The sequence below is a fragment of the uncultured Sneathiella sp. genome, from assembly GCF_963976355.1.
Classification (GTDB): domain Bacteria; phylum Pseudomonadota; class Alphaproteobacteria; order Sneathiellales; family Sneathiellaceae; genus Sneathiella.
The window spans coordinates 77,908-103,539 of record NZ_CAXBKA010000003.1 but is presented as its reverse complement, the minus strand read 5'-3'; the positions used below and the strand labels follow the sequence as shown (position 1 = coordinate 103,539).

General features: G+C 50.9%; 21 protein-coding genes. 16 read left to right on the top strand and 5 right to left on the bottom strand.

Translation table 11 applies throughout. The features are described 5' to 3' along the window. Positions 1 to 304: 304 nt before the first annotated feature. The 8 genes from AAC599_RS07475 (at position 305) to AAC599_RS07440 (ending at position 6,901) form a co-directional block, all read left to right on the top strand. Positions 305 to 874, top strand: a complete 570-nt coding sequence (locus AAC599_RS07475; protein WP_340149778.1) for a DJ-1/PfpI family protein — start codon at positions 305 to 307, stop codon at positions 872 to 874. A gap of 153 nt (positions 875 to 1,027) precedes the next feature. Then, positions 1,028 to 1,432, top strand: coding sequence for a flagellar basal body rod protein FlgB (flgB, locus tag AAC599_RS07470; RefSeq protein WP_293959846.1), 405 nt, complete (start codon positions 1,028 to 1,030; stop codon positions 1,430 to 1,432). Between the two features lie 26 nt (positions 1,433 to 1,458). After that, complete coding sequence (gene flgC / locus AAC599_RS07465) at positions 1,459 to 1,869, top strand: flagellar basal body rod protein FlgC (RefSeq protein ID WP_293959848.1); 411 nt, start codon at positions 1,459 to 1,461, stop codon at positions 1,867 to 1,869. A gap of 27 nt (positions 1,870 to 1,896) precedes the next feature. After that, positions 1,897 to 2,226 carry a flagellar hook-basal body complex protein FliE gene (locus tag AAC599_RS07460; RefSeq protein WP_340149777.1) on the top strand — a complete coding sequence of 110 codons (330 nt, stop codon included), beginning with the start codon at positions 1,897 to 1,899 and terminating at the stop codon, positions 2,224 to 2,226. A 38-nt stretch (positions 2,227 to 2,264) separates the two neighbouring features. Next, positions 2,265 to 2,528, top strand: a complete 264-nt coding sequence (fliQ, locus tag AAC599_RS07455) for a flagellar biosynthesis protein FliQ (RefSeq protein ID WP_340149776.1) — start codon at positions 2,265 to 2,267, stop codon at positions 2,526 to 2,528. Between the two features lie 17 nt (positions 2,529 to 2,545). Beyond that, positions 2,546 to 3,307 (top strand): flagellar biosynthetic protein FliR, encoded by a 762-nt coding sequence (gene fliR, locus AAC599_RS07450; protein ID WP_340149775.1) that lies wholly within the window; start codon positions 2,546 to 2,548, stop codon positions 3,305 to 3,307. A gap of 6 nt (positions 3,308 to 3,313) precedes the next feature. After that, positions 3,314 to 4,390 carry a flagellar biosynthesis protein FlhB gene (gene flhB, locus AAC599_RS07445; RefSeq protein WP_340149774.1) on the top strand — a complete coding sequence of 359 codons (1,077 nt, stop codon included), beginning with the start codon at positions 3,314 to 3,316 and terminating at the stop codon, positions 4,388 to 4,390. A gap of 9 nt (positions 4,391 to 4,399) precedes the next feature. Beyond that, complete coding sequence (locus tag AAC599_RS07440; RefSeq protein ID WP_340149773.1) at positions 4,400 to 6,901, top strand: PAS domain S-box protein; 2,502 nt, start codon at positions 4,400 to 4,402, stop codon at positions 6,899 to 6,901. Between the two features lie 342 nt (positions 6,902 to 7,243). Here the strand turns inward: AAC599_RS07440 and AAC599_RS07435 are convergent, their stop codons facing one another. The 3 genes from AAC599_RS07435 to AAC599_RS07425 form a co-directional block, all read right to left on the bottom strand. Next, positions 7,244 to 13,309, bottom strand: coding sequence for an RHS repeat-associated core domain-containing protein (locus AAC599_RS07435; protein ID WP_340149772.1), 6,066 nt, complete (start codon positions 13,307 to 13,309; stop codon positions 7,244 to 7,246). A gap of 456 nt (positions 13,310 to 13,765) precedes the next feature. Then, positions 13,766 to 14,428 carry a GntR family transcriptional regulator gene (locus AAC599_RS07430; RefSeq protein ID WP_340149771.1) on the bottom strand — a complete coding sequence of 221 codons (663 nt, stop codon included), beginning with the start codon at positions 14,426 to 14,428 and terminating at the stop codon, positions 13,766 to 13,768. 172 nt (positions 14,429 to 14,600) lie between these two features. Further along, complete coding sequence (locus AAC599_RS07425; RefSeq protein WP_340149770.1) at positions 14,601 to 15,818, bottom strand: CaiB/BaiF CoA-transferase family protein; 1,218 nt, start codon at positions 15,816 to 15,818, stop codon at positions 14,601 to 14,603. A gap of 168 nt (positions 15,819 to 15,986) precedes the next feature. Here AAC599_RS07425 and AAC599_RS07420 point away from each other — a divergent pair, with 168 nt between their 5' ends. The 4 genes from AAC599_RS07420 (at position 15,987) to recA (ending at position 20,477) form a co-directional block, all read left to right on the top strand. Further along, the gene (locus AAC599_RS07420) at positions 15,987 to 16,895 is read left to right on the top strand and encodes an ATP-binding protein (RefSeq protein WP_340149769.1); all 909 of its coding nucleotides are present in this window, start codon (positions 15,987 to 15,989) and stop codon (positions 16,893 to 16,895) included. A 267-nt stretch (positions 16,896 to 17,162) separates the two neighbouring features. Next, positions 17,163 to 17,432, top strand: coding sequence for a TRAP transporter large permease subunit (locus tag AAC599_RS07415; protein ID WP_340149768.1), 270 nt, complete (start codon positions 17,163 to 17,165; stop codon positions 17,430 to 17,432). A 322-nt stretch (positions 17,433 to 17,754) separates the two neighbouring features. After that, complete coding sequence (locus AAC599_RS07410; protein ID WP_340149767.1) at positions 17,755 to 18,270, top strand: carboxymuconolactone decarboxylase family protein; 516 nt, start codon at positions 17,755 to 17,757, stop codon at positions 18,268 to 18,270. 1,121 nt (positions 18,271 to 19,391) lie between these two features. Next, entirely contained in the window at positions 19,392 to 20,477 is a 1,086-nt protein-coding gene (recA, locus tag AAC599_RS07405; protein WP_340149766.1) for a recombinase RecA, read from the top strand. Between the two features lie 74 nt (positions 20,478 to 20,551). On the opposite strand, the gene AAC599_RS07400 is transcribed toward recA, so the two are convergent. Both AAC599_RS07400 and AAC599_RS07395 read right to left on the bottom strand, forming a co-directional pair. Continuing rightward, positions 20,552 to 21,766: an NADP-dependent isocitrate dehydrogenase gene (locus tag AAC599_RS07400; protein ID WP_340149765.1), complete on the bottom strand. Its 1,215-nt coding sequence runs from the start codon at positions 21,764 to 21,766 to the stop codon at positions 20,552 to 20,554. 103 nt (positions 21,767 to 21,869) lie between these two features. Continuing rightward, positions 21,870 to 22,454, bottom strand: coding sequence for a TIGR00730 family Rossman fold protein (locus tag AAC599_RS07395; protein WP_340149764.1), 585 nt, complete (start codon positions 22,452 to 22,454; stop codon positions 21,870 to 21,872). Between the two features lie 30 nt (positions 22,455 to 22,484). Between AAC599_RS07395 and AAC599_RS07390 the strand changes: the two genes are divergently transcribed. The 4 genes from AAC599_RS07390 to AAC599_RS07375 all read left to right on the top strand — a co-directional run bounded on the left by AAC599_RS07390 (position 22,485) and on the right by AAC599_RS07375 (position 25,555). Continuing rightward, on the top strand, positions 22,485 to 22,853 hold the full coding sequence (locus tag AAC599_RS07390; protein ID WP_340149763.1) for a hypothetical protein: 369 nt from the start codon (positions 22,485 to 22,487) through the stop codon (positions 22,851 to 22,853). Between the two features lie 72 nt (positions 22,854 to 22,925). Beyond that, the gene (locus AAC599_RS07385; protein WP_340149762.1) at positions 22,926 to 23,399 is read left to right on the top strand and encodes a cytochrome c; all 474 of its coding nucleotides are present in this window, start codon (positions 22,926 to 22,928) and stop codon (positions 23,397 to 23,399) included. A 19-nt stretch (positions 23,400 to 23,418) separates the two neighbouring features. Next, on the top strand, positions 23,419 to 24,342 hold the full coding sequence (locus AAC599_RS07380) for a cytochrome c (RefSeq protein WP_340149761.1): 924 nt from the start codon (positions 23,419 to 23,421) through the stop codon (positions 24,340 to 24,342). 85 nt (positions 24,343 to 24,427) lie between these two features. Next, positions 24,428 to 25,555 carry a LysM peptidoglycan-binding domain-containing protein gene (locus AAC599_RS07375; protein ID WP_340149760.1) on the top strand — a complete coding sequence of 376 codons (1,128 nt, stop codon included), beginning with the start codon at positions 24,428 to 24,430 and terminating at the stop codon, positions 25,553 to 25,555. Positions 25,556 to 25,632: the final 77 nt, after the last annotated feature.

Genomic DNA, 25,632 nt, shown 5'->3' with positions numbered 1-25,632 from the left:
TCTTTACATCTTGTATAATATTAGGCCGATTGATGTCACTTCCCTCTTGCAACTCTGATAGGGAAGGATTATGTTCCCGATCGCCGGACAATGGCAACACAGCCAATTTGGATTGTCGACGGCACTGTGCACAAGACTGACAGGGGCAACTGCTCCGATTTGCACAACAGAAACTGAACAATTGTCGTATTGACACGATTGGCTGTCCTGAGATGGGACCGGCCCTGCAACATTGAATGCTCCCGTCGTTCAATAAATTGAAATGCGCGCGGTGGATGCCAGAGATTAAAGGAGTGACCTGTATATGAGTGATTTGGAAAATGCGTTAAATGGAAAGTCCGTTGCTATTCTTGTCGCCAACGGATTTGAAGAATCCCATATGACGAGCCTGCACAAAAGCCTGGTCCTGACCGGGGCGAACGTTAAGATCGTCTCGCCGGAGAAAGGCGTTGTGAACAGCTGGCATGGGAATGGCTGGGGCCACTTCTTCCCGGCAAATGCGCATTTGGCAACCTCCATGTCACATCACTTTGACGCTGTTATTATTCCGGGCGGTTCACGCCATGTTAATCGCCTGATCTCCGATCCGCAGACCGCCCGTTTCATGCGCGGTTTCATGGAAGACAATAAACCGGTCGCGCTCGTTGAAGGCGCTACGAAAATTCTGGCGGATGCCGGTTTGCTGGCAGATCGCACTGTCGTTTCTTTTGACCAAGTGAATGACGACCTCGCGAAAAAGGATGTAAAACTTGCCGAAGATGACATCCATGTTGATGACATGCTGGTCAGCAGCAAGTTTGCCGATGAGGCGCTGGTCGAGAAATTCGCAGACCGCATCCTGAGTTATGAGCCGGAAGCATGGGAAGCCGCCTGAACTTCTCCCGCTTGATGACATGATGAAAACGCTCCCGTTTCCGGGGGCGTTTTTTTTGATCGAAAGCCGTGATTGAGGCGGCAATTTACGGTCTGTTAACATTTCTCTTCTAGTTTAGGGTCAGGAAAAACCGCGAACAGAAGCGATTTTGCTATGAATTTGGACAAAATTCCGATCTTCGCCGCCTTGACGGAGAAAATGAAATGGCTAACTGCCCGGCAGAATGTGCTGGCGCAGAATATCGCCAATTCGGATACGCCAAACTATCGGGCGCGGGATCTTAAGCCGCTGGAATTTCGCGAAATGATCGAAGGGCCGAAAGAAGACGACGGCGTGCAGATCAGCCGAACGAATATGCGGCATATTTTTGTGGATGAAATCACGTCTTACGAGACGGTGATCAACCGCGAGTCAAGCGAGACGACTCCGACCGGAAACGCGGTCTTGCTTGAACAGGAAATGATGAAAGTTGCGGAAACGCAAATTCAGTATGAGCTGACGACGTCGCTCTATAAGAAAAATCTCGGGATGTTGAAAACAGCCCTTGGTCGCCGTTAACCGGATCGAGAAAGGATACCGATAACATGGATCTTTTAAAAACAATGACAATCTCGGCCTCGGGCATGGATGCCCAGGGGCAGCGTATGCGGGTAATTTCGGAGAATCTGGCGAACAAGGACAGTATGGGTAAAACGGCGGATGAAGATCCTTATCGCCGGAAAATCATCTCCTTTCGGAATGTTCTGGACCGTGAGACGAATGTCACGAAAGTCAAGGTAGGCCGTATTACTGAGGACCGGACTGATTTCGATCTGAAATTTAACCCGAGCCATCCGGCAGCGAATGCCGACGGTTATGTCAAGATGCCCAATGTCAATTCTCTGGTTGAGATGATGGACATGAAGGAAACCCAGCGGTCTTATCAGGCCAATCTGGGGGTGATCGAGGCATCGAAAAAGATGATCATGCGGACGCTGTCTATTTTGCAGCAGTAATGAATAGGGACGAGCGGAGAGTAGAAAATGGCTGATACGAGCGCAATTGCGGCAACGCAGGCCTATTCAAAAGCAATCAACAATGCCTTGGGTGCAAAACCCGACGCTGCGTCTTCTGACGCGGCGACTGCGGTCGGCGGACCGAGTTTCGCTGAAATGCTGGCACAGGCTGGTACCGAAGCCGTGGATGCAGGCGTCGCCTCCGAACAGATCAGCCTTGAGGCTGTTACCGGAAATGCGGGCCTTGCGGATATCGTGACGGCGGTCAGCAACGCTGAAGCGACCCTTGAAACCGTGGTCGCGGTTCGTGATCGTGTAATTCAGGCTTATCAAGACATCATAAAAATGCCAATCTAGGCTGTAAGGTTAATTTACAGCAAAAGGATTGACGCAATATGAGCCCAACCGATGTCGTCGACGTAGTACGCGAAGCGATTTGGGTCCTGTTGGCCGTTGCCTCACCGGTGATGCTTGTCGCTCTCGGGGTCGGACTGGTGATCGCGCTGGTTCAGGCGTTGACGCAGGTGCAGGAAATGACCCTTGTGTTCGTCCCGAAGATTTTGGCGATCTTTCTCTCCTTGATCGTTTTCATGCCTTTTATGATTTCCTCGATGATCGGGCTCATGGAACAGATTGCCCAGCGTATAGCGGGCACATGACGACCGGTGGCCGCTAGATGCTGGATGAGTTTCTCAGTGTTAATATTTTTGCTTTTCTTCTGGTTTTTATCCGCCTCGGCGCGGCCTTCATGGTTGTCCCCGGATTCGGGGAAGCATTCGTCCCGGCCCGTGTCCGCCTTGGCATTGCCCTTACGGTAAGTTTGCTGGTCTTGCCTTTCGCGGCCGATCAGATCCCGGTGGAACCGGGGACACCGATCGAGCTTCTCCTCCTCATGCTGGGTGAGATTGTGATTGGTCTGGTTATGGGCGGTGTGTTGCGGTTGCTGCTCAGCAGCCTGCATGTCGCCGGGACGATCATCGCGCAGCAGTCCGGTCTTGCGGCAGCTCAGTTTTTCGATCCTGCGCAAATGACCCAGGGCGCCATCACAAGCACGTTCCTGACCCTGATGGGCCTGACGATGATTTTCGTTACCGACATGCATCACCTGTTTATCGAGGGAACGTTTGCGACCTATCGTCTGTTTCCAATCGGGCAGGCGCCTGATTTCGGCAATATAAGCATACTGATAACCGATTTTGTTCAAGCATCATTCAAGCTTGGCTTCCAGATGTCAGCGCCTTTTCTGGTCTTCGGCATTACCTTTTATATCGGGATTGGCCTGATCAACCGTCTTATGCCGCAGGTGCAGATATTTTTTGTAGCCATGCCTTTGCAGATTATTCTTTCTTTTGCAATTCTGGCGATTACAATCGGCGCCAGTATGATGTGGTTTATCAATTATTACGAGGAAGCGCTGATGCGTTTTCTCGGGGAGTAGGGGCGGATGGCTGACGATTCAGATGATGCCCAAAAAACCGAAGAGCCGACCGCGAAAAAACTTGAAGATGCCTTCAAGAAAGGGCAGGTGCCCAAATCGCAGGAGGTCGGCCATTGGTTCATGACAATCGGGATCACGCTGGTCGTCATGATTTTTATTGCCGGTCTTGGCAATGGCCTGACATATGACCTTCTTAAATTTATCGAACAACCACATACAATTTCGACGGACCGGTTTCATCTTGGTCAGGTTTTTGGTGATCTGGGCTGGGAAATTATCTGGGTTGTGGCCCCGGCACTCGGGACGCTAATGATTGCCGGACTGATCGGAAACCTGATACAGCATCGACCGGTTTTCTCGGCTGAGCGGATTAAACCCAAGCTTGAAAAGCTCTCGTTGCTGAAAGGCTCCAAGCGGCTGTTTTCCCTGAAATCGATCGTCGAGTTCCTGAAGGGTATTTTCAAGATCACCCTTGTCGGCACTATCGCTATCCTTTTTGTCCTGCCGTCGATGGACCAGTTACCTGTCGTTGTCTCCTATGACGTGTTGCAGGTCCTGAATCTCATTCAGGACCAAGCGCTGCTTCTGCTGGCAGGCGTTGTCGCAGTGATGAGCGTCATTGCCGGACTCGATTTCATGTATCAGCGTTACAATCACATGAAAGAACTGCGGATGACGAAGCAGGAGATCAAGGACGAGTATAAACAGACGGAAGGGGATCCGATGATCCGCGCCCGGCTTCGGGCTCTTCGTGCGGAGCGGTCGCGCCAGCGCATGATGCAGTCGGTGCCGGAGGCCGACGTCGTGATCACCAACCCGACCCATTTTGCTGTAGCGCTTCAATATAAGGCGGAAGAGGAACGGGCGCCGGTCGTGGTGGCCAAGGGCATGGACAATATTGCCGCCAAAATCCGCGAAATCGCCAACGAAAATGATATTCCCATCGTCGAGAACCCGCCGCTTGCCCGTGCGTTGCACAAGGCTTGCGAGCTTGATGACGAAATTCCGTATGAACATTTCAAGGCTGTTGCCGAGATCATCGGCTACGTCATGCGGCTGAACAAGAAAAAGCTGAAGCGCTAGGCGGGCCCGATGCAGAAATTGAATAGCAGACGGCGGCGCAATCCGAAATTTTCCCTGGGCATGGATGCCCGGCAGCTTGCCGCGGCCTTTTTCCTTCTCGCGGCCCTGATCGTTATTTCCGCCCTGCTGGGGCAGGAACTGGGGCTTGTCAATATCATTATCCTGAGTGCCATGGTTATTGCCGCCATGGGAATTGGCCTGTGGTACCTGATCTTTCATGGTCTGCGGCAGGCGGCGAGCGGTAACCTCGAACTTCTGTCCGATATCATTTCCACCAGTCCGGAAGGGCGGCTGCTGACAACCAAAGACGGGCGCTTCGTATACGCAAATGATGCCTATTTCTCGCTTCTGGAACTTTCTCAGAAGGAGCAGCCGCAGACATTGGGGGATTATTTTGCCTCGGATAGTGAGGCAGGTGAAAAAATAGACAAGCTCCTGAAAACCGCGGTTTACGAAGGGACGACCGGTGGGCGGATCGACATCGAGACGAAATCCGGGCGCTGGCTTTCCATTCTCGCACATACCATGGAGGTGATGCCGGATAATATCATCTGGTATATCACGGAAACGACGCGGCAGCATCGGCTTGAAGAAGATGAACGGATTGCCCGTGAGAAACTGTCCGAGTATTTCAATAATGCCCCTGTCGGCTTTTATTCTCTGGATGGAGAGGGGAAAGTTCAGTTTGCCAACCGGATCTTTGCCGACTGGCTCGGCTATCAGCAGGAAGAGCTGACAGACAGCAAGGTCGCCTTTACGGATCTGGTCGCCAAAATCAATGAGAACCAGCTGGATCTGATGGAGATATTTTCGGCAACCGGCCCGCTCTATGAAGGGGAACTGACCTTACGCCGCCGCGACGGCACATTGCTCCCCGTGCATGTTACCCAGACAATTGTTCGCGATGACGAAGGTACGGTGCTGGGATCAAGATCCGTGGTGCGTGAACTCTTGCAGGAGCAGGAATGGCGCGAGCGTGTCGCCAATGCGGAGCTGCATTTCCGCCGCTTTTTCGAGGCGGCCCCCATCGGCATCCTGCTGCTCGACAGCGAGGGTATCGTCAAGGAGGTAAATCCCGCTTTCCGGGCGCTGACCGGTTCCGTGATCAACAAGGCGATCGGCAGCCATGTCACAACGCTGGTGCAGGAGAGTGACCACGAGCTTTTGCGTCAAAAACTGATAGAGGCGAGCGCTAGCGATATGGCCGCTCCCTCGGTTGAGGTCAAGTTGCTGGGCACTACAGAGAGGGCCGCGAGCTTCTATATCAGCGCTATCGCCGGTGAGGATCCTGATGCCGGGCGCCTGCTTGTCCATGTCATCGATACATCGGCGCAGCGAAATCTGGAAGTGCAGTTCGCGCAAAGTCAGAAGATGCAGGCCGTTGGCCAGCTCGCCGGCGGCATCGCCCATGACTTTAACAATCTTCTGACGGCGATGATCGGCTTTTGCGATCTGTTGCTGCTTCGCCATCAGGTCGGTGACCCGTCCTATTCCGACATCAATCAGATCAAGCAGAATGCGAACCGTGCAGCCGGCTTGGTGCGGCAGCTTTTGGCTTTCTCGCGTCAGCAGACCTTGCGACCGGAAGTAACGGACCTGACGGATGTCCTGGCGGAGTTGTCCAACCTGCTCAGGCGCCTGATCGGGGAGGCCATTCAGCTTAAAATCAATCACGCCCGTGATCTCTGGCTGGTCAAGGTCGACCGGGGGCAGTTTGAACAGGTGGTTATCAATCTTGCGGTGAATGCGCGCGACGCCATGGCCGGAGATGGGCTGCTCACGTTCGAGACGGAAAATGTGACGGTCCGGCCAAACCAGAAGGAGTTTAACGAGCTCATCCCGCCTGGTAACTATAGCCTGGTACGGGTATCGGACACGGGAACCGGCATTCCGAAGGAAGTGATCGGCAAGATATTCGACCCCTTCTTCACCACCAAGAAAGTCGGTGAGGGAACCGGCCTCGGCCTTAGTACCGTTTATGGCATCATCAAACAGACGGGTGGCTTTATCTTCGCCGAAAATAACGAGGACGGTAAAGGAACGACCTTCAGCATCTATCTGCCGCGCCATGTGGAGGCGGTCAAATCCGCGGAGAATGGCGATGCGCTACAGCAGCCGGTTCACCGTGATCTGACAGGGAAGGGGACCATCCTCCTGGTGGAAGACGAGGACCCTGTCCGGCTTTTTGCGGCACGGGCGCTTGAGAACAAGGGCTACACCGTGCTGCAGGCGGACTGCGGTGAAATGGCGTTAGAGGTCGCCCATGATCATGACGGTGAGATCGACCTTCTCATTACCGACGTCGTTATGCCGGTCATGGATGGCCCGACATTGGTGAAGAATATCTTGGCGGAAAAGCCGGATTTGAAGGTCGTCTTTATTTCCGGTTATGCCGAGGATGCATTCCGCAAAGATCTTGATTTTGATGTCAGCAAAATTGACTTTCTGCCAAAGCCTTTCTCCTTGAAAGAAATTGCGACAAAGGTAAAGGAAGTTCTCGTCCGGGATTGATGCCGTTAAGAAGTATGGTGATGTAGCCAGCCGCACCAGGTACTTTGAGCATATAACGCATACAGCAAATGTTGATATAGGTTTGCCGCCGCAAGAGCCCGATGTTTCCAGTGTAGCTGCATAGAATGTATTTTGAAAATTCGGATATCCCATATGCGCTGCTTCTGCTTTGCTGACGGTCTCATCATTATCTTTCCGTGTCATTAGCGCCTGGAAGGTTTTTTTATGGCTGACTAGGTTGCTGTGTATAGTAAAAAACATTGGAATGAAAATAGCGGGGTATGCCCGCTATTTTCGATATTATTTTGCGCCTAACCGAGGCGCCTAGGTGCGAAAGGATGCTTAATGAACAGATTGTTCATCTGCATTCTCATCGTTTGAATTACTGTTTTCAGATTCCACCTCTATATTCTGGTTTTGCAAGGCTGTCGGAGCCGTGAAATCATAATCGCGCAGAATTTGTTTCAGCCGTTCCACTTCAAAAGACTTCATTTTTGGACGCCAAAGAGCGGGCGGAAGGTAGCTCGTATCATCATATCTGAAGATCCGTACGCCATTTGTCGGGCCAATAATGTATTTTAAGAAGTTGGTCCGGGGGTTTTCCTTGCTCTTCTCTTGCGTAATCGTAAGCGATTTTGCCCATCCAGGAATCCGCGTGATATAGCCGTAGAAATTGTCTGAGGGTGACAGGAATATCCTGAACATATTTCTTTCATACATATATAAAACGTAAGCGAAGTTGAGTTTGGAGCCGACGTTCATGAGCATAATTGATGAGAATCCGCCATAATACCCTATGTTTCCAATATGATAGACGAAATAATAAGAAAGTATCTTGAGCGGCGTCCACCATTTACTGTTCACCCATCCTTCCTTGCCACCTAGGAAGCGCCGGTATTTGAACATGTAACGATAGACCCATGAGTAACTTTCGTACGTCGTGTTTTTGAGGTTAAGCTCTCTGGCCTTTTCAATTTTCTGGGCTTGCAGATATTCATTAAGGCCAGACCTCAGCGAAATATAAAACGGCATCCATGCAAGATTACCGAGCACAGACATCATGAAGTTGGTCAGTACTGATCTGGCAAGCTCCACACCGGTATACATTGTAAATCCACGCAAGAGGTGCCCGGCAATGCCAAATGTTGTAAAGGTGACCACTTGGAAAAGGACGCCAAACGACATCCGTCGGGCAGCCAGTTTCAGATAATCCTTCCACCCGACATCCTGATCAGTCTCCTTCGCCTTTTTCAGAATATTTTCGTTCCAGTAGTTAGCCTGATTAAAATAAAAGAGCTTGCTGAGGCCGGAGAAACCGATAATCGTCAGCAAGTTAACAATCATCTCGATATATACGGGCGGATTATTGCTTACATCCACTTCATCTTCGTAAAGACTGTAGCTCGGGCGCACGAGAGCCATCGGGATGAATGCCAGCAAGCTAATCAGAAAAGCGCCAGTCGAGGATAGCCCCTTCATGTTGCGTGTTGCCAGAGAGTTATGTCTTGTTTCATCGTCCACGATGGAAAGATACGGATCGCTTTGCACCAGGTTGAGGATACCCGGATCAATATTGTAAGTATTCGTCGCCGTTGTGTTGGAATGACGGATTCTTTTCAACAGACTATAAAGAATTTTGTCTTCATCAAAATATACGTCTTTCCTGGGGAGCAACAGTGAATTGAGATCCAGTGGTATGTCTTCCAGGCTATCTTCGTTTTCGTCTTTTACCTCATCAATTTGGTTCTCCTTATTATCATCGCTATCGGTATCGCTTTCGATATTCAGATATTCCTGTTGTTCGTTCTCATCGACAGGGATCAAGTTTTGGTGCCGGACTGCAAGTTCGGATTCTTGGTTTGCTTCATCATTTGACGGGGCTGCCTGGCCGATGCTCATTATTTGGGAGCCGACGTCCACAACCTTTTTCTTGAAGCTCCAAAACAGCCACCAGAAAGACGGCGGAACAACCGTGTAGTTGGACACATCTTCTTCATCAACTTCGTATGGAGCATCCAGGTCGGTAAGCTCACTGTCAGTCGCCGTTGCATGATCATAAAGAAGCTGACGATATGCAGGCAGATCACTTCGTGGAACGCTGTTGGGGGTATCAATGATCTCCTGGTCACGATTTGTGTTCAGAAGTGACTGCGTGGGGTCGTTTGAGCGTGCCGGTATCCCGCTTTCGACGACAAGATCCGAATCCAGCATGGGTTTGCGACCATCCGGATCGAAGAAATTTACCGGATTGGGTGACGAATAGATATAAGGGTCTCTGCCTTCCGCAGCGGGATCGACGCTTATAAACCGGCCAATGTCCGGATCGTAATAACGGGCATGATCGTAGTAAAGAGCAAGCGACTGATCATATTCCATCCTTGCGTATTTCGGACGGAACACATCCTTTCCGCTTGTGAAACTATTGTTCTGTATTTCCCCATATACACCATAATCGATGGAGCTTGTCTGGGCACCGGTTCCATCCGTTACCAGTAGTGTACTTCCAACATTTCCCTCGTGAAAATAGACAGCTTTATTTGGTTGAGGCATACCGTCTCCGTCCAGAGTCACAGCATGGGCCGTCGGTATGAGGGTCTGCATCAGGAAACTGGCAATAATCACCGGAGAGAGGGCCGCCATCACCCGATGGTTGACCATGAAAGTTGTCCGGCCAGGTAATGTATTGGCTAAACGGCCGACTATAAGGTCAGTATCATCCTTATTCCGTTGGCGCCGCATTGCCATTTCAAAAAGCATAATTAAGGCAAGAACCATCGCGGCTATAAGAGCAGGCGCAAGCGTCGCTCTTGCCTGTCCGGAAAGGTTTTGCTGTACCCAGAGAGAGGTTTCGGCAATCGCCTTCTGAAGTAAAGACGGCTCGCCGGGAACGATATTTTTATCGCCCGGATTTCCCAATGACTGCGTTACTGCCGGAATGAATTCAAGCAAATCCTTGGCGGATAAAGTTTCCGTATAGGCGGCAATAATGGCGAGCGGATCAGGAACATATTTGGTTTGCTGAACCGTTCCATCTGCGCGCCAGGTTACTTCATAAAGACGGTCAACATAGGCAGTAGTTGTTTCGCCATCATCAGTTTTGACCTTCTTGATGAGCCGTTGTCCCGTTTCATCATAAGACATTGAGGAAACGTAATTTTTGCCGTTACTTGTTACGTTGGCCTGTTGCAGGAGGTTCAGCGCATCAAACGTAAAGCTGGATACATTCTGTCCCCTTTTTTTCTCGATCACATTGCCGTTGGCATCATATTTGATGGTCAGGCCGTCTGATCGCGACGCCAGCCTATAGGCTGACCCATCCTCGAGATTGTAGTTGCGCAGACCATTTTCATCTTTGATAAGGCTGCCCGCGTCATTGTAGCCAAAGCTGGACTTTTCATTCTTGCCGTCAAGACTGCGATGGATATCGTTCAAATAGCCTTGGGTGTTATAGGTAAACTCCTTGGTAAGGAGCTGCTCGCCCTGTGTCCTCTGGACCTTTTCAATCATGCCGGTTTTCTCGTCATGGCTGTAATCGAGGTCGAGAAGCGTTCCCCCCTTTTTGTTTGAGACAGTTACATGGCTGAGGCGGGCGTATGTGTCCCACTGCCGACGCTCGGTAACGCCGTTATGGAGTGTGCGTGTAAGAATAAGGTTGTTATCGTTGTCCGACGTGCCCTGATACTTGGCAAGTGGCTTTTCAATATCATCCCAGTTTGCGGGTGGTTTGGTGGTCCAGCGTATATCTTCTAAAATCGGACCATCGTAGTTATAGGCAATTTTTGATCCATCCGGATAGGTGATTGAACTAAGCTGATCGTTTTTATAGGTGAAACTTGTCTTGAACTCATATGATTTGTTGTCAGCTCCTTTTAGAACAACAGCCTTCGATTTGCGGCTTCCATCCGTATAGTATTCGTATTTGATGACTTCGCCGTCAGGAAGCGTCACCTGAGTCGGCCGGTCTAGAAATAATTCGTCATATTGATAGGTGTATTTTTTTCCATCCGGCAGAGCACGTTCGACAAGCCGCCCCTGATCATCGTATTTAAAGGAGAGCTTTTGCCCGTTGCGAATAACCGCAGAGACCTGATTGAAGGTGTCATACTCGTATTTGACCTCCCCACGAATTTGATCTTTTTCGCGAAGCAACCTGTTGAGATAGTCAGTCTCCCGTTCCGACCAACTGCCATCCGGCAATGTCATTTTTGAGATCACGGACCCTTTGAGATACTGTTTGGTTACCGTCGAGGTGGTAGTCGCCTTGCTGTCTGCTGACTGTGTTGTCGCTTCCAATTTCGTTATACGACCGAGTCCGTCGAGGTAGGTTTTTTGCGTGAGAGAGCTATGAGCATCCTTCTGATTGCCAAGGCGTATTGAGCGGTTGTCCGTTAAAAGAACCTGCCCGTCTTCCGTTTGGCTTTCATTGCGTTCTGACGTTTGGACGAGAACTCCCGGGCTGTCCTTGTCTTTCGGCAACTCGGTAGTCATCGTCGTTTTTGTCGGTATTCCGAACTTATCCAGTGTAACGTTGATGATATTACCCAGGTTATTTTCGAGGCGGGTAATTTCACCTGAGGCTGTATCATATGCTACCTTTGACCAATCCTTGGTGCCGTCCTCGCTTGTCCGGACAATCTCTGTCGGGAAGGCCATAAAGACGTTGTCGTACGTAACATTCGTTGTCCGGCCGCCAATGACGGAAGAAACAACGTTGCCAAAAGCGTCAAATGTGAAACTTCCCTTGGCTGTACTGCTTGGATCGTCAGCTTCTGTTTCCGTAATATCGATTTTCGCCAGATAGCTATCCTTGAAGGTATAGCTCCATACGGATTCACTAATAGTACTCTTATCAGTCAGATTGATGGTTTTCTCTGACGCGACAAGGCTTGGATAGATGTCTGATTTTTGAAAGGTAAAAACTGTTTCCGTATCTTTATCTGCAATTTTTGATAAACGTCCAAGTGAGTCATAATCAAAGCTTGTTTCTGCCAGAACTTCGAAATCATTATCGATTGTCTGAGCGAATTGTGTTTTTTTGCTAAGAACGAAAATATCTCCAACGCTTGTCGTTATCTTTTTGAAGTCGTTTTTTATCTGGGTTGCAGGTTTGATAGCCTCTAACGAAAACGCCTTGTTTCCAAGATGGCCGTTCACAACAGAGAGCACGTGCCCCATCAGGTCTCCCGTTCCATAAATTACGGCAGTCACTGCATCTTTTGCGGGGTTATAGGCGGCAACCTGCTGATAACCGATCCGTTTGCCGTTCTTCCCGAGAATTTCTGTCCCGTAAATATATTGGATTTCCTCAGCGATAACCTTGCCGGATTTACTGTTAAAGGATGAAACAGCTGCTCCGGATTTGTTGTCGGTATAGGAGATATCTATAACGCCACCCAAGGCATTCGTCGCCGTGTGAAGAACGGGAGTTGAGGAGTTAAAGGTAATCCAGTCGAATTGGTAAAGGGTATTGCACGACACCTTCGTTGCTTCATCCGGGGCGCATTCCGAATAAGTAATTGGATTGCCGAACTTGTCGTATGAAAGTTGATAGTTCCGGACAGTGTCATTGCCAGCTTTGCTTGAAATTGTCAGTAGTTTAGTCGGCTTTTGAGTGCTGTATGTAAATTCAATTGTCTGTAACTGACTGGGGCTGGCATTTTTCTGACCATAGGAAATTACAGAGGGCCAGTTGCTATCGCCAAGATACCCGTAGTCCACGAAGTTGCCGTAAGGATCGGTCTTTTTTTGCAGGCGCCAAATGCTGGCTTTTTTCGAGGCCGCGACAAATTCATATTTCTCGCCGGATGATTGTGTCAGAGCATAACCGCTTTCCGTCTGGCGGAGCAGAGAAAGCGGATCGCCTGCGAGGCGGTAAAGACTTCCTGTTTTACTTCCCTTCACCGGGAGCAGAGGAGTATCTCCGAGGCAAAGGCCCTCGCGTGCGAAGCAGTTGCCGATGGTTTCTGCTCCCGCAACAGACCACGCAGATATTCCTTCTGCTGCCTTGCTTCCATTATAGGAAAGAGCAAAGCTTGGAAGAAAGCTACCCGGTCCTTTTGAAGCTTTAATCGGCAAATTGAGACGAGCTGAACCTGTAAAAGGATCAACGGTAAATCCTGCATTCATAGACAGATCCGCACGTCCGGAGACTGCCGCCTCAGATGGTTGGAGGGATCCGGTTTTAAGCTGTGGTTCAACTAATAGTTGCTGCTGACTTTTTTTAACCAGCCCATTACCCGGAGCTATTGCCTGAGTGCTGTCTTGAATATGTTGTGGGTCTATCGCGGTTGCCGCAAATGTAATGGACGGGAAGGTTAGAATCCCGACAGCCGCGAAAGCGATTTTTCTTGCCTTGAAACTCTTGAAGCGGTTCCGCAAATGCGGCTTTTCTCCAATATTTTTCATCATAATTAAATTTCCTAGAAGAATAAAAATTTATATACTATAGAACTTATAAATATAGTTTAAGTTAATATGATTCAAAATTAATTTATTAATTAATTTATACTTTAATATTATTTATATAATTTAAATATAAATATTTTTATTTGATTTTTTACTATTAAATAAAATGATATTTATATTTATCCCGTATCAACATGAGGAAGCATCAAGCATAGGATGCCGGCTTCATTCAATCCGCTAGAATGACAATTAGTAGCGGCGATACATATCTCAGAGGGAAGTATATGAGGGGCGCCGACACATGACTTGTATCGACACCTTTTCAAACACATTTTCGCCGCAGTCTTTTTAAACTAGGGATCAGAGTAGCTTGAGTGAGGGATTTAAGCTGAAAATCAATGTTCCCGGCGCCCACAACCGAAAATGGCTCGTGCAGGCAAGACGCAGGTGACGAGGCCGTCAGGCCTTCAGAAGCTCTACGGGAAGGGAGGCCATAAAGTTACTGACAGTGCCGCTTTGACTGTTCACATGGCCCATCATTCGTTCTTCGGCTTTGGCCGGGTCAGCAGCCTCGATGGCTACCAGTATCTGGCCGTGCTCTGCATAGGATTCCTCTATGCGGTTTCCCCGAGAAAGCTGAAGCCTGCGATAAGGGGCGAGGCGGGTGCGAAGATCCATTGTCATCTTCGCCAGATACTCATTCCCGGCCGCCGCGTAAATTGTCTCATGGAACAAAACATTGGCGTCATAGTAAGAATCGAAATCCCGGTTGCGAACCAGCGGCTCACAGGATTGATGTATTTCGCGTAAACGAACCCGATCTTCCGCTCCCGCGCGGGTGGCCGCGAGTTGACAGCAAAGCCCTTCAAGCTCCGCCATAACTTCGAACATTTCAATCAGTTCCTTGAGGCTGAGGGTGGCAACGATGGCGCCGCGCCGCGGCCGAAGTTCGACGAGGCCTGTTGAGGACAGCTGAAGGAGAGCTTCACGTACGGGCGTTCGAGAAACGCCGAAACGCTCGGTCAGGGCAACTTCTTCAAGTCGCGCTCCGGGTTTTAACGCACCTGAAATTATTTCCTGTTCCAGAACATCCTTTACTTTTACATTTGAACTACGTGGCACTTTTCCAACCCAATCATAGAAATCCGGCTTGATGCGATGCTTTCATATTATAATGGCCATATTCTATGTATATATTGATTTTCAAAAGCATGCATAAAAACATCCTCTGCCGGAGCGTCGGCGGTTTCCTCTTATGCAGAGGTTCGCTCCATCTCCTGGCAGGCAAGAAGCGCTAGATCACATCGGCCTCGCGCAAATTATCAATTTCGTCCCGACCAAAACCGAGCAAGTCTGTCAGAACGCTATCCGTGTGACTCCCGATAACGGGAGGGGCTATCGGCTCCTTAACCGGTGTTTTTGACAGGCGCAGCGGGCTCCTTAACAGACTCACTGGCCGCCCCTTCGTCAGCGGGTGCTCCACTTCGGCTTTTAACCCGCGAGCGATGACCTGCGGATCCTCGAACACCTGCTGAAGATTGTTGATAGGACCGCAACTGACGCCTTCTTTTTGCAACCCTTCCAGCCAATAGTTGGAGGGTTTTTCCTTGATCACAGCCCTGATCTTCATCACTAGCTCGTCGCGGTGGGCAAGCCGACCGCTGTTTTTCGCATATCGCGGATCAGTGCCCAGCTCTGGAATGCTGGCGAAATTGCAAAACCGCTGATACTGCCCGTCATTACCAACCGCGAGGATGATATTGCCATCCGCTGTCTCGAATGCCTGATAGGGGACAATATTCGGATGCGCGTTGCCCATCCGCTCAGGCAATTTGCCGGTAGCAAGATAGTTCATGCCCATGACCGAGGAAAAGGCGACCATGACGTCTAGCATCCCGATATCGATATGCTGCCCTTCATTGGTGATTTCCTTGTGACGGAGGGCCGCATTGATGCCCACCGCCGCATACATTCCGGCCATTAGATCCGCGACGGGAACGGCCGATTTCATAGGCTCACCCTTGGGGTCGCCGGTACAGCTCATCAGCCCACTCATCCCCTGTAGAAGGAGATCATATCCCGGGCGCGTTGCATACGGCCCCGTATGGCCAAATCCGGTAATGGAGCAATACACAAGATGGGGAAAGTCATCCTTCAGATCGTCATAGCCCAAGCCATATTTTGAAAGGCCACCCGTCTTGAAGTTCTCCACGAGGACATCTGATTTGGCGATAAGTTTCCGCGCAATATCCTGACCTGCCTTTTGCGTAAGGTCCAGGGTAATGGATTGTTTGTTGCGATTCACAGCCAAGTAATAGGCGCTTTCCGTCGTATCATTATTATCCGCATCCCGGATGAACGGAGGGGCGAATCGACGGGTATCGTCACCGATCCCTGGTCTCTCGATTTTAATTACCTCTGCGCCGAGATCCGCAAGTATCTGAGTGCAGCTCGGCCCGGCAAGAATTCTTGTCAGATCGAATATACGAACACCTTCAAGTGGTCCTGTCATTTTCGCCTTTCCGCCCAGACATCTGCTGAAAGGGCAGGCCAGGCACTCGTTCCGCTGGCTTTCTTATATATATTTATATAATATTTTTGTATACAATTAAGTTTTTTAAATATATAATTTACCGCACGTCATAATTTGACCGCTCGAAGAAACGTGAGGACAATTCCGATGGAACGGGAGCATTTGAAATTGCTGCACAGGATCGCGATAGCGCTGGAGGCGCATATGCCTCCTGTGGCGCCTGCCATTGATCTTGCGGCTGCGGATGCTTTTATCTGGTCTGCCGACAAAAGGGAGTTGAAGGCGGTTCACAAGACGAGCCACATCGACATATCCCTGCTTCAGGGAATAGAGCGACAAAAGGAGGTGCTTTGGGAGAACACGAAATATTTCTCTGATGGCTATCTTGCCAACAATGTTCTGATCTGGGGAGCCCGGGGAACCGGCAAAAGCTCCTTGGTGAAAGCCGTCCATGCGGAAATTAACCGCCAGAAGCACGGCGCTCTTGCTTTAATTGAGATATATCGGGAGGATGTGCATTCCCTTGCTGACCTTCTCGAGATACTTGAAACGAGTGACCGGCGTTTTGTCATTTATTGTGACGATCTTTCCTTTGACGCGAATGATAACAGCTACAAATCCCTTAAAGCTGTTCTTGATGGCGGATTGCGGGGGCGACCGGAGAATGTCCTTTTCTATGCGACGTCGAACCGGCGGCATCTGCTTTCCCGCGACATGATCGAAAACGAGCAGGCGGCTGCCGTACATGCTGGTGAGGTCAATGAGGAGAAAATCTCGCTGTCGGACCGGTTTGGATTGTGGATCGGTTTTCACAAACATGACCAGGCGACATATCTCGATATCGTCCGTACCTATGCGCAGCATTTCAACCTCGGGATTGACGAGGATGAGTTGAAGCATCATGCGTTGGAATGGTCCGTAACCCGCGGCGGAAGATCCGGCCGGGTTGCTTGGCAGTTTATTCAGTCCGCGGCGGCCCAATATGCCCATGCCGTGTCATCCGATGATACGAGGGAAGAGGGAGAGGGCAGGCCGAGGAAATTACACGCTTCTTGATTGCCCGCGGTCGAGGCATACTCTCCCGGTTGCTCGACTGCTTGACTTGCCTAGGAAATGATATCAAGGGGTATCATATTCCTAGGCTTTTTTCTGGCGCACAGGCTAGAACAGCGGGTGGGACGAGGGCGACCCCAAGGTCAAGGGGCTCGCTTCCCTTTGATTTTGCAGCATCACGATCTTTGTCCGCGGTTCCGATGTTCCTGTTTATGGGCGCTATTGCCTATCTTGCCGGTTTAACAGGACCGCTATGCGACGTGACTGCAGTTGAGCAGACTTCCCGGCGGATTGGCCGTGGTGTCAAACTTTTCATCGGCGGGATTTGCCGCTGCGTCGGGCTCCAGCCTTGCAACAACTGCGGCGAAGGGCCGCTTGGCCATTCCGGAAATGCTTAAATTTGGATATGATAAAGCGCTGCCGACAAGTACGATCGCCGCCGGGACGTTCGGTGCCTTTATTCCTCCATCTATTGCCCTTGTCGTTTATGCCATCACAATTGTTGGCCACTGTATCGTCAATCCGAAACTGGCACCATAAGTCGATGTCCAAGCAACATCGAAGGAAAAATGGCAGTCGCTGAAAGAAGTATGGCCACTGCCATAGCGGTCTGGCAACGCCGACGGAAGCGGGCGCTCTGGCCTTCCACCCCTCTGCAGGAACGGCGGTAATATGAGAAAATGTCGGAGCGCTTGATTATAGTTGTGAAGATATCTTTAGGGTGAAGCTGGATTTATCACTCATTGACGCGTATCGCTGTTTCGCGGGTATCTGGGCAGATCGTGTGTCGCATGTTTATACCAACGCAATGAAAAATAGAGTAGAATGTACAGAGACGCAAAATAAACAAAAAAGGTATTATATGACCTCTCCTTGTCCTCCAATTGCAGATGCCGACTGGCCGCCCGAACTCGCTGACCTGAAAGACGGTTTCGCGGGACAGCTCAATGTGTACCGCACCATGGCGCACCATCCAGCTCTTTTGCGTGCATGGATGCCGCTTCGTCAGCATATTGTCAAGGACAGTGCACTTGGGTGGGAGCGTAGCGAAATCGTGATCCTACGTGCTGCCTATCGCCTTGGCTCTTCTTACGAATGGACGCATCATGTGCATCGATCCCGCCTGCTCGGTATAAGCGATGAGCGGATTGAAGCCTTGCGCGGGACGCCGACGGAAGGAGAGGACGGACTGATCGCCCGTGGGGTCGATGCTCTGTTTGATGACTATCGTCTGTCAGAAGAGTTGGAGCGCGAACTAAGCGTTGCCCTTGGGCATCAGGGAGTTTTCGACCTGATTGCAACTGTTGGATTCTACAGCATTCTGGGATACATTCTGAGAACCTATGATCCCCCGCTTGATGCCGGGGTCCTCAAATAGCACAGATTCCCGGTAAGTGGGAGGATGGGAATGGCTCAGTTCAAAGACGACACGCAAAGCTAGTTTTTAAAAGCAGTCTTCAACGTGTGCAAAATATGCTCCACTTCTGATAATTTCACCTCAAAGCTCGCAGGGCCATTTAAAGGCGTCTTGCGGCGACTGAAAGTTTCCCAATAAATGCTGGTAACTTATGGGCGGAAACGGGCTCTACCGTTGGTAACGATTTGAAATCTCTTATTTTACAAGGTCCTCAGTCGGGCGCGATTGACCCAAGCTTATTTTATCCTATCAACATGGCAAGTGAGCAAGGTTTAAAATATGAAATCACAACTTTTGCGAGCTTATTTTTCGGATTTTGGCCATAATGACAGTCTCTCTTTTGGACCTACCGCTGCCAATAAGGGTACGGATCTCTTTTGCATTGAGGCTGTAAAACAAGATGACGGAAGTTACGATCCGCCGACGATCTTCGTCTAATTCCGAATCTGGATCTCTCAGCGATCATGATCAGGGGTAGTTTCAGATTATGGATTCAGGAATTTGCAAATTCTTTTCAAACATTGCCCGTAATATTGGGGCCTTTGCAAGGGGGCGGTGGATTGATGCCCGACGGTAATCCGGCACACAGGGAGCGGATATGTCGCTCAATTCTTTCAGCTATCTCTTCCTTCATATCGTTAGAAAGGCTGTCTAGTCTGATTTCATAATACCAACCGCTATTTCCACCGCGACCGCGCACGCAATACACAATTGGGCTGTGACCTTGCCATGCAGGTCCATTAAAATACCGAGATAACGCTAGTCTAACTTTCCTTGTAGAACAGCTATAACCCTTTGAAATATATGAATTTCGTATTGAGGGCCCTTCAGCCCTCATATATATCAATAGCTTAACCCCATTTCATGGAAAAATAGCTCCATCCGAATCTATACTCATATGAAAAATAAAAGAATCCGGATCAGGGGGAGGGGACATTCATGATCTGGATTAGAACAAATCAGAAACTATCTATGATTTAGTATATTTTTCAATGTTGTATAAAGTTCTTGCAAATGAGAACAAAACATGTACATTTACGGCAGTTGCATACGCTACGGACCTATGGAATAAGGGGAGATCGATGGTAAATTCAGCTCTGAAGCTCGTTGAAGCAGGTGGCATGGACAAGAAAAAAGCGTTGGAAGCGGCCTTAAGTCAGATCGATCGGGCCTTTGGCAAGGGATCGGTTATGCGGCTTGGCCAGCAGGAGACCCTGGATGTGGCGGCGATACCGACCGGATCGCTAGGGCTTGATATCGGGCTCGGCATTGGCGGGCTCCCCAAGGGGCGTGTGGTCGAGATTTATGGGCCGGAAAGTTCCGGCAAAACCACTCTGGCGCTGCATGTGGTGGCCGAAGCGCAGAAGCAGGGCGGAACCTGCGCCTTTATCGATGTGGAGCATGCGCTGGACCCGGTGTATGCGCGCAAGCTCGGCGTGGATGTGGACGAGCTACTGATTTCCCAGCCGGATACAGGGGAGCAGTCGCTTGAGATTACTGATACGCTGGTGCGCTCCGGCGCGGTTGACGTACTGGTGGTCGACAGTGTGGCGGCGCTGGTTCCCCAGGCGGAGTTGGAAGGCGAAATGGGGGATACCCATGTCGGCCTGCAGGCGCGATTGATGAGCCAGGCGTTGCGCAAGCTGACCGGTTCCATCTCGCGCTCAAACTGCATGGTGATTTTCATTAACCAGATCCGCATGAAGATCGGCGTGATGTTCGGTAGCCCGGAGACGACGACCGGCGGAAATGCCTTGAAATTCTATGCATCGGTCCGTCTTGATATTCGCCGGATCGGTCAGATCAAGGCGAAGGATGAGGTTGTCGGAAACCAGACCCGCGTCAAGGTCGTGAAAAACAAGGTGGCTCCGCCGTTCAAGGTGATCGAGTTTGACATTATGTATGGCGAGGGGATTTCAAAGACCGGGGAAATCCTCGATCTTGGCGTCAAGGCGGAGATTGTCGAAAAATCCGGCTCTTGGTACTCTTATGACAGTCAGCGCATCGGCCAGGGGCGGGAACAGGCAAAAGCCTTCCTGAAGGAAAACCCGGATGTGGCGAAGGCGATTGAGCAGAAAATTCTGGCAAATGCCGGTGTCCTCTCGGAGGCGCTGCAGGGTAATCCGGAAAGCGATGCCAGTCACGATGAGTTGATGGCGGATGACTGACACGGGATTTTGACTCATGTAAAAAAAGCCGGCCCTGAAAGGCCGGCTTTTTCTTTGGAATAACTTGAGGTTAATCAGGCCATTTCTTTTTGCAGGTTTGAATCCAGTGCGTCGAGGAACTGGTTCGTGGTCAGCCACGGCTGATCCGGGCCCACCAGCAGTGCAAGATCCTTTGTCATCTCGCCCCCTTCAACGGTGGAAATACAAACCTTTTCAAGGGATTCGGCGAATTTCTTCAGATCGTCATTACCATCCAGCTTGGCGCGATGCAACAGGCCGCGTGTCCAGGCAAAGATGGAGGCAATCGGATTGGTGGAGGTTTCCTCACCCCGTTGATGCATTCGGTAATGGCGGGTCACCGTGCCGTGGGCCGCTTCGGCTTCGACGGTCTTGCCATCCGGCGTCATCAGGACGGAGGTCATCAACCCGAGAGATCCGAAACCCTGAGCCACCGTATCCGACTGGACATCACCATCATAGTTTTTACAGGCCCAGACATATTTGCCGGACCATTTCATGGCGCAAGCGACCATATCGTCGATCAAGCGATGTTCATAGGTCAGGCCGCGCTTGTCAAATTCCGCCTTGAACTCATTCTGGAAGACTTCCTCGAAGAGGTCCTTGAAGCGTCCGTCATAGGCTTTCAGGATGGTGTTCTTGGTGGAGAGATAAACCGGCCAGTTCCGGTTGAGGCCGTAGTTCATGCAGGCGCGGGCAAATCCGCGAATGGAATCATCGAGATTATACATGCTCATGGCAACGCCGCCGGAGGGGAAGTCGAAGACTTCGAATTCCTGGGCTTCACCGCCATCGGCAGGCTCGAACTTCATGGTCAGCTTTCCGGGACCCTTCACAACCATGTCCGTTGCGCGGTACTGGTCGCCGAAGGCGTGACGGCCGATCACGATCGGATCGGTCCAGCCCGGCACCAGCCGCGGAACGTTCGAACAGATGATGGGCTCGCGGAAGACGGTGCCGCCCAGAATGTTGCGGATCGTTCCGTTCGGAGAGCGGTACATCTTCTTGAGGTCAAATTCTTCGACCCGCTGTTCATCCGGCGTGATTGTGGCGCATTTGACGCCGACACCGTATTTGATAATAGCATTTGCCGCATCGACCGTAATCTGGTCATCGGTTTCGTCGCGCGCTTCCATCCCGAGGTCGTAATATTTAAGATCGATATCCAAATAGGGGAGGATGAGTTTGCTCTTGATGAAATCCCAGATGATCCGGGTCATTTCGTCGCCATCCAGCTCCACGACCGGATTTTTGACTTGAATTTTGGCCATATCGACGTCCTTCTTAGACTGTGGGTTGTTTATTCTGCGGCTGCAAAATATCACCGACGGCGAACTGTGCAAGCTTCTCCGTCAAAAAAACAGGCTTTTATCGCTAGAATTTTGAGATATCGGCCTTAAATTCCGCTTCCGGCTCTTTCATAAGGGCAGGGATGATCTCCTCGAGCCTTTCGACCACGGTAAAAAACCCGCGTGCCTCTGCTTCGACGAATCCCGCATCGATCATATGCTCCATGAGATCGAGCAGCGGTTGCCAGTACTTCTTGTGATTGACCAGCAGGATCGGCTTGTCATGCAGGCGAAGCTGACGCCACGTGATCATTTCAAATGTTTCGTCCAGCGTGCCCAGACCGCCCGGCAATACGGCAAAGGCGTCGGATATCTGAAACATCTTTTCCTTGCGTACATGCATGCTGTCGACGACATGCAACTCTGTCAATTTCTCGTGACCTACTTCAATATCATGTAGATGACGAGGGATAATCCCGATAACCTGTCCATTGGCGGCCAGCGTGGCATCGGCGATGACACCCATCAGACCGACATGACCGCCGCCATAGACAAGCCGGATGCCATTTTCGGCGAGGGCTTGTCCGAGGGCTTTTGCCGCGTCAATATGAGAAGGGTCCGAGGGCATCCGCGAACCACAGTAAACGCAAAGGGAAGATATTTTGGTCATAGGTCAGACTATATTGGTAAAAAACGGGATATGAGAAATATATTTGCCGTCATTTTTTGCTGTGTCCTGATCTTTGCGTCAAGCTCTGTTTTCGCGGGAGAGGCGGATGTGATCGACGTCAAGGTAGTGAAGGTCGATGCCGATGTTTTCCGGTTCAGCGTGACCGTCCGTCATGCCGACGAAGGATGGGAACATTATGCGGACCGATGGGAGGTTCTCGATTTGGACGGAAATAGCCTTGGCAACCGGGTGCTCATGCATCCGCATGTGGAAGAACAACCCTTCACCCGTTCCATGACTCTGTCCCTTCCAATGAATGTCAAAAAAGTGCGTGTCCGGGCGCATGACAAGCTACATGGATATGGCGGCGAGGAAATGGTTGTGACAGTACCGGAGTAACTGCGTCGTTTCGGAGTGCCGGACGGATGCTGTGATTTTGTTTAGAGGTTTAAACTGCAAGGGAGTTGAAAGATGAAAGTAATGCTCACCAAAACCGCGATTGCCGTCCTGGCCGGAGGTGCCATGTTCCTTGGCATTGCCAGCGCGCATTCCGAATCCACAGGCAATAAGGAAGCAGACTTCCGGATTGCTGAAATGAAGAAGCTTGGCGGAAATATGGGTGCGATCTCGAAGGTTGTGAAGGGAGAGGCCAACTACTCCGAATCCCTGAACGACAATGCAAAAGAAATCGCCGAGATCGCGGCGAATATGGCTAACCTCTTCCCAGAAGGTTCCGGTGTCGAAGCCTCACGTGCCAAGCCCGAAATATGGGATGCCCAATACACAGCGGATTTCCAGCAGGACATAAAGGAAATCCAGGCGGCCAGCGCACAGCTGGTAACCGCAGTTCAATCCGGTGATGTCGAAATGATCGGAGCTGCATTGAAGGAAACCGGCGGCACATGCGGCGGTTGTCATAAACAGTTCCGCAAGCCGAAGGAATAAACATTAGCAGGTTTTTGGAATGTTGTTTCGAATTGGACAAAAGCGGTTCTCGATCAAAGGGGTCGCTTTTTCCCTATTTGGTGCCACGGCTCTCCTGCTGACTGTTGGGGTTCAGGAGAGCCGGGCCCAGGAAGAAAGCGACAAGGGTGCCTATCTTACGGCGGCCGGAGGGTGTTATGGCTGCCATACCGATGTCAAGAACGACGGCAAGCCATTCGCCGGTGGGCGGCCTCTGGAAACCCCGTTCGGGATTTTCTATACACCGAATATTACAGGCGATCCGGAAACCGGCATCGGCGGCTGGACGGATGAAGAATTCCTGAAAGCCTTGAAAGAGGGGATAGGACCATCGGGTCATCCCTATTTTCCTGCCTTTCCCTATACCAGCTATACCAAGATGACGGACGAGGATGCTCTGGCGATCAAGGCGCATCTGATGTCTTTACCTCCTGTTGTGCAGGAGAACAGGTCCCATGATGTGTCTCCGCCGTTCTCCTGGCGCTGGCTGCAATGGGGATGGCGGCTTCTTTTCTTTGATGAGGGGCCTTATGTGCCCCCTGCCCGGGCGTCTGAACAGGTGACACGCGGGGGATATCTGGTGGAAGCTCTGACCCATTGCGGGGAATGTCATACGCCGCGCAATTTTCTCGGCGGATCGGATAACAGCCTTTATCTGGCCGGTGCGGCAAATGGTGCGGAGGGGGAACTGGTTCCCAATATTACACCCGATGACGCCACCGGGATCGGCGATTGGTCAGAAGGGGATATTGTCAGTTTCATGAGTGACGGCATGATGCCCGATTTCGATAATGTCCAGGGATCAATGGCCGAGGCAATCGATCATAGCCTGTCCAAATTGACGGAAGAGGATCGGGCTGCAATTGCCGCATATCTGAAAAGCATTCCGCCGATAGAAAATAAGGTGACGAGTTCCGGCCCCTGAACTTCCATGAATTTTACTAAAGATTGCGTGAACAGCCTCGGACGTTCATAATAGCGTCACATATGGTTAATTGAGTGAGGCACTGGTGCGCGTATTTGGTATCCTGGCAATACTGCTACTTTTGGTGGCGGGTCTGTTTCTCTACCGCAGTGACATGTTCTCCGGATCGACGCCGCAAGGCCCGGTTGAGCCAGTTCCTTCATCGACGGCCGGCACGGACAGCGCGGAGGCGGCGACGGAAAATAGCGCGGCTGAAACCTCCACCGAGAAAAATACGGAGCAGGCGTCTGTTTCCCCTAAGGTTATCGACAAGGAGCTAGACGATACCTCCAGGACGGAAGGTCAGCAGATGGCGCTTCTACGGCCCAGCTTCGATGTTATCCGTATAGACCGCAATTGTGACCTTGTTGCGGCGGGCCGTGCAGTCCCGGAGGCTGCAGTGGAGATATTCATTGGTAGTGAGAAAGTAGGAGCCGCGACGGCCTCCGCCTCCGGCGAGTGGGTCTTTACCTCCAGCAAGCCGCTTCCTTCCGGCTCTCAGACGGTTAATCTCAGCGCACAGAATCCGGACGGACAACAGCTCGAATCCGGTACCCTTGTCGTCATGAATGTGCCGGATTGCGCGGTTCCCCTTGAAGAGCGCGCGCCCGCCATCGCGATGATGGTCCCAAAAGAGGATGTTGAGGTGGCTGGCAATGGTCAAACTGTCAAATTGCTGCAGGTTCCCGAGGCGAAAGGCGATGTTTCCGCTGCTAAGGAACTCTCCCTCGGTTCGGTGAATTATGACGACAAGGGCACGTTGGAACTGTCCGGGCGGGGACAGCCGGGAAACAGTGTTATAATTTATGTAGATAACAAGCCAGTCGGCACCGCTATTATCGATGCGGACGGTAACTGGTCGCTTGTGCCGGATCAATCCATTCCGGCAGGCAACCACACGCTTCGTATTGACCAACTGGATACGGGCGGGACGGTTATTTCGCGTGTTGAACTCCCATTTCAGAAGGCGCCGGCCAGTGACGTTGTCCTTGCGCAGGCAAGTGGTGGTCTGAGCGCGATTGTGCAGCCGGGGAACAGCCTGTGGCGGATCGCGCGGCGTGTCTATGGCGAGGGGATGGAATATACAGTGATCTATCAGGCCAATCAGGACCAGATTCGCGATCCCGACCTGATATTTCCGGGGCAGATTTTCAACTTGCCGGACAAGCAATAGAGCTCAGTTCCTCCCCCGAAATGTGGCCGCGGTCACAATTTTTCTACCAAAACCGATTTCCCGTCTTTTATCGTTGG

What these genes read in the sequence shown, in the direction of transcription:
- fliQ (WP_340149776.1), top strand. Translation starts at nt 2,265, where the DNA reads ATGAGCCCAACCGATGTCGTCGACGTAGTACGCGAAGCGATTTGGGTC.
- flgC (WP_293959848.1), top strand. Translation starts at nt 1,459, where the DNA reads ATGGATCTTTTAAAAACAATGACAATCTCGGCCTCGGGCATGGATGCC.
- AAC599_RS07395 (WP_340149764.1), bottom strand. Translation starts at nt 22,454, where the DNA reads ATGACCAAAATATCTTCCCTTTGCGTTTACTGTGGTTCGCGGATGCCC.
- AAC599_RS07435 (WP_340149772.1), bottom strand. Translation starts at nt 13,309, where the DNA reads ATGATGAAAAATATTGGAGAAAAGCCGCATTTGCGGAACCGCTTCAAG.
- recA (WP_340149766.1), top strand. Translation starts at nt 19,392, where the DNA reads ATGGTAAATTCAGCTCTGAAGCTCGTTGAAGCAGGTGGCATGGACAAG.
- AAC599_RS07390 (WP_340149763.1), top strand. Translation starts at nt 22,485, where the DNA reads ATGAGAAATATATTTGCCGTCATTTTTTGCTGTGTCCTGATCTTTGCG.
- fliR (WP_340149775.1), top strand. Translation starts at nt 2,546, where the DNA reads ATGCTGGATGAGTTTCTCAGTGTTAATATTTTTGCTTTTCTTCTGGTT.
- AAC599_RS07460 (WP_340149777.1), top strand. Translation starts at nt 1,897, where the DNA reads ATGGCTGATACGAGCGCAATTGCGGCAACGCAGGCCTATTCAAAAGCA.
- AAC599_RS07410 (WP_340149767.1), top strand. Translation starts at nt 17,755, where the DNA reads ATGACCTCTCCTTGTCCTCCAATTGCAGATGCCGACTGGCCGCCCGAA.
- AAC599_RS07420 (WP_340149769.1), top strand. Translation starts at nt 15,987, where the DNA reads ATGGAACGGGAGCATTTGAAATTGCTGCACAGGATCGCGATAGCGCTG.
- AAC599_RS07440 (WP_340149773.1), top strand. Translation starts at nt 4,400, where the DNA reads ATGCAGAAATTGAATAGCAGACGGCGGCGCAATCCGAAATTTTCCCTG.
- AAC599_RS07400 (WP_340149765.1), bottom strand. Translation starts at nt 21,766, where the DNA reads ATGGCCAAAATTCAAGTCAAAAATCCGGTCGTGGAGCTGGATGGCGAC.
- AAC599_RS07425 (WP_340149770.1), bottom strand. Translation starts at nt 15,818, where the DNA reads ATGACAGGACCACTTGAAGGTGTTCGTATATTCGATCTGACAAGAATT.
- AAC599_RS07385 (WP_340149762.1), top strand. Translation starts at nt 22,926, where the DNA reads ATGAAAGTAATGCTCACCAAAACCGCGATTGCCGTCCTGGCCGGAGGT.
- AAC599_RS07475 (WP_340149778.1), top strand. Translation starts at nt 305, where the DNA reads ATGAGTGATTTGGAAAATGCGTTAAATGGAAAGTCCGTTGCTATTCTT.
- flgB (WP_293959846.1), top strand. Translation starts at nt 1,028, where the DNA reads ATGAATTTGGACAAAATTCCGATCTTCGCCGCCTTGACGGAGAAAATG.
- flhB (WP_340149774.1), top strand. Translation starts at nt 3,314, where the DNA reads ATGGCTGACGATTCAGATGATGCCCAAAAAACCGAAGAGCCGACCGCG.
- AAC599_RS07380 (WP_340149761.1), top strand. Translation starts at nt 23,419, where the DNA reads ATGTTGTTTCGAATTGGACAAAAGCGGTTCTCGATCAAAGGGGTCGCT.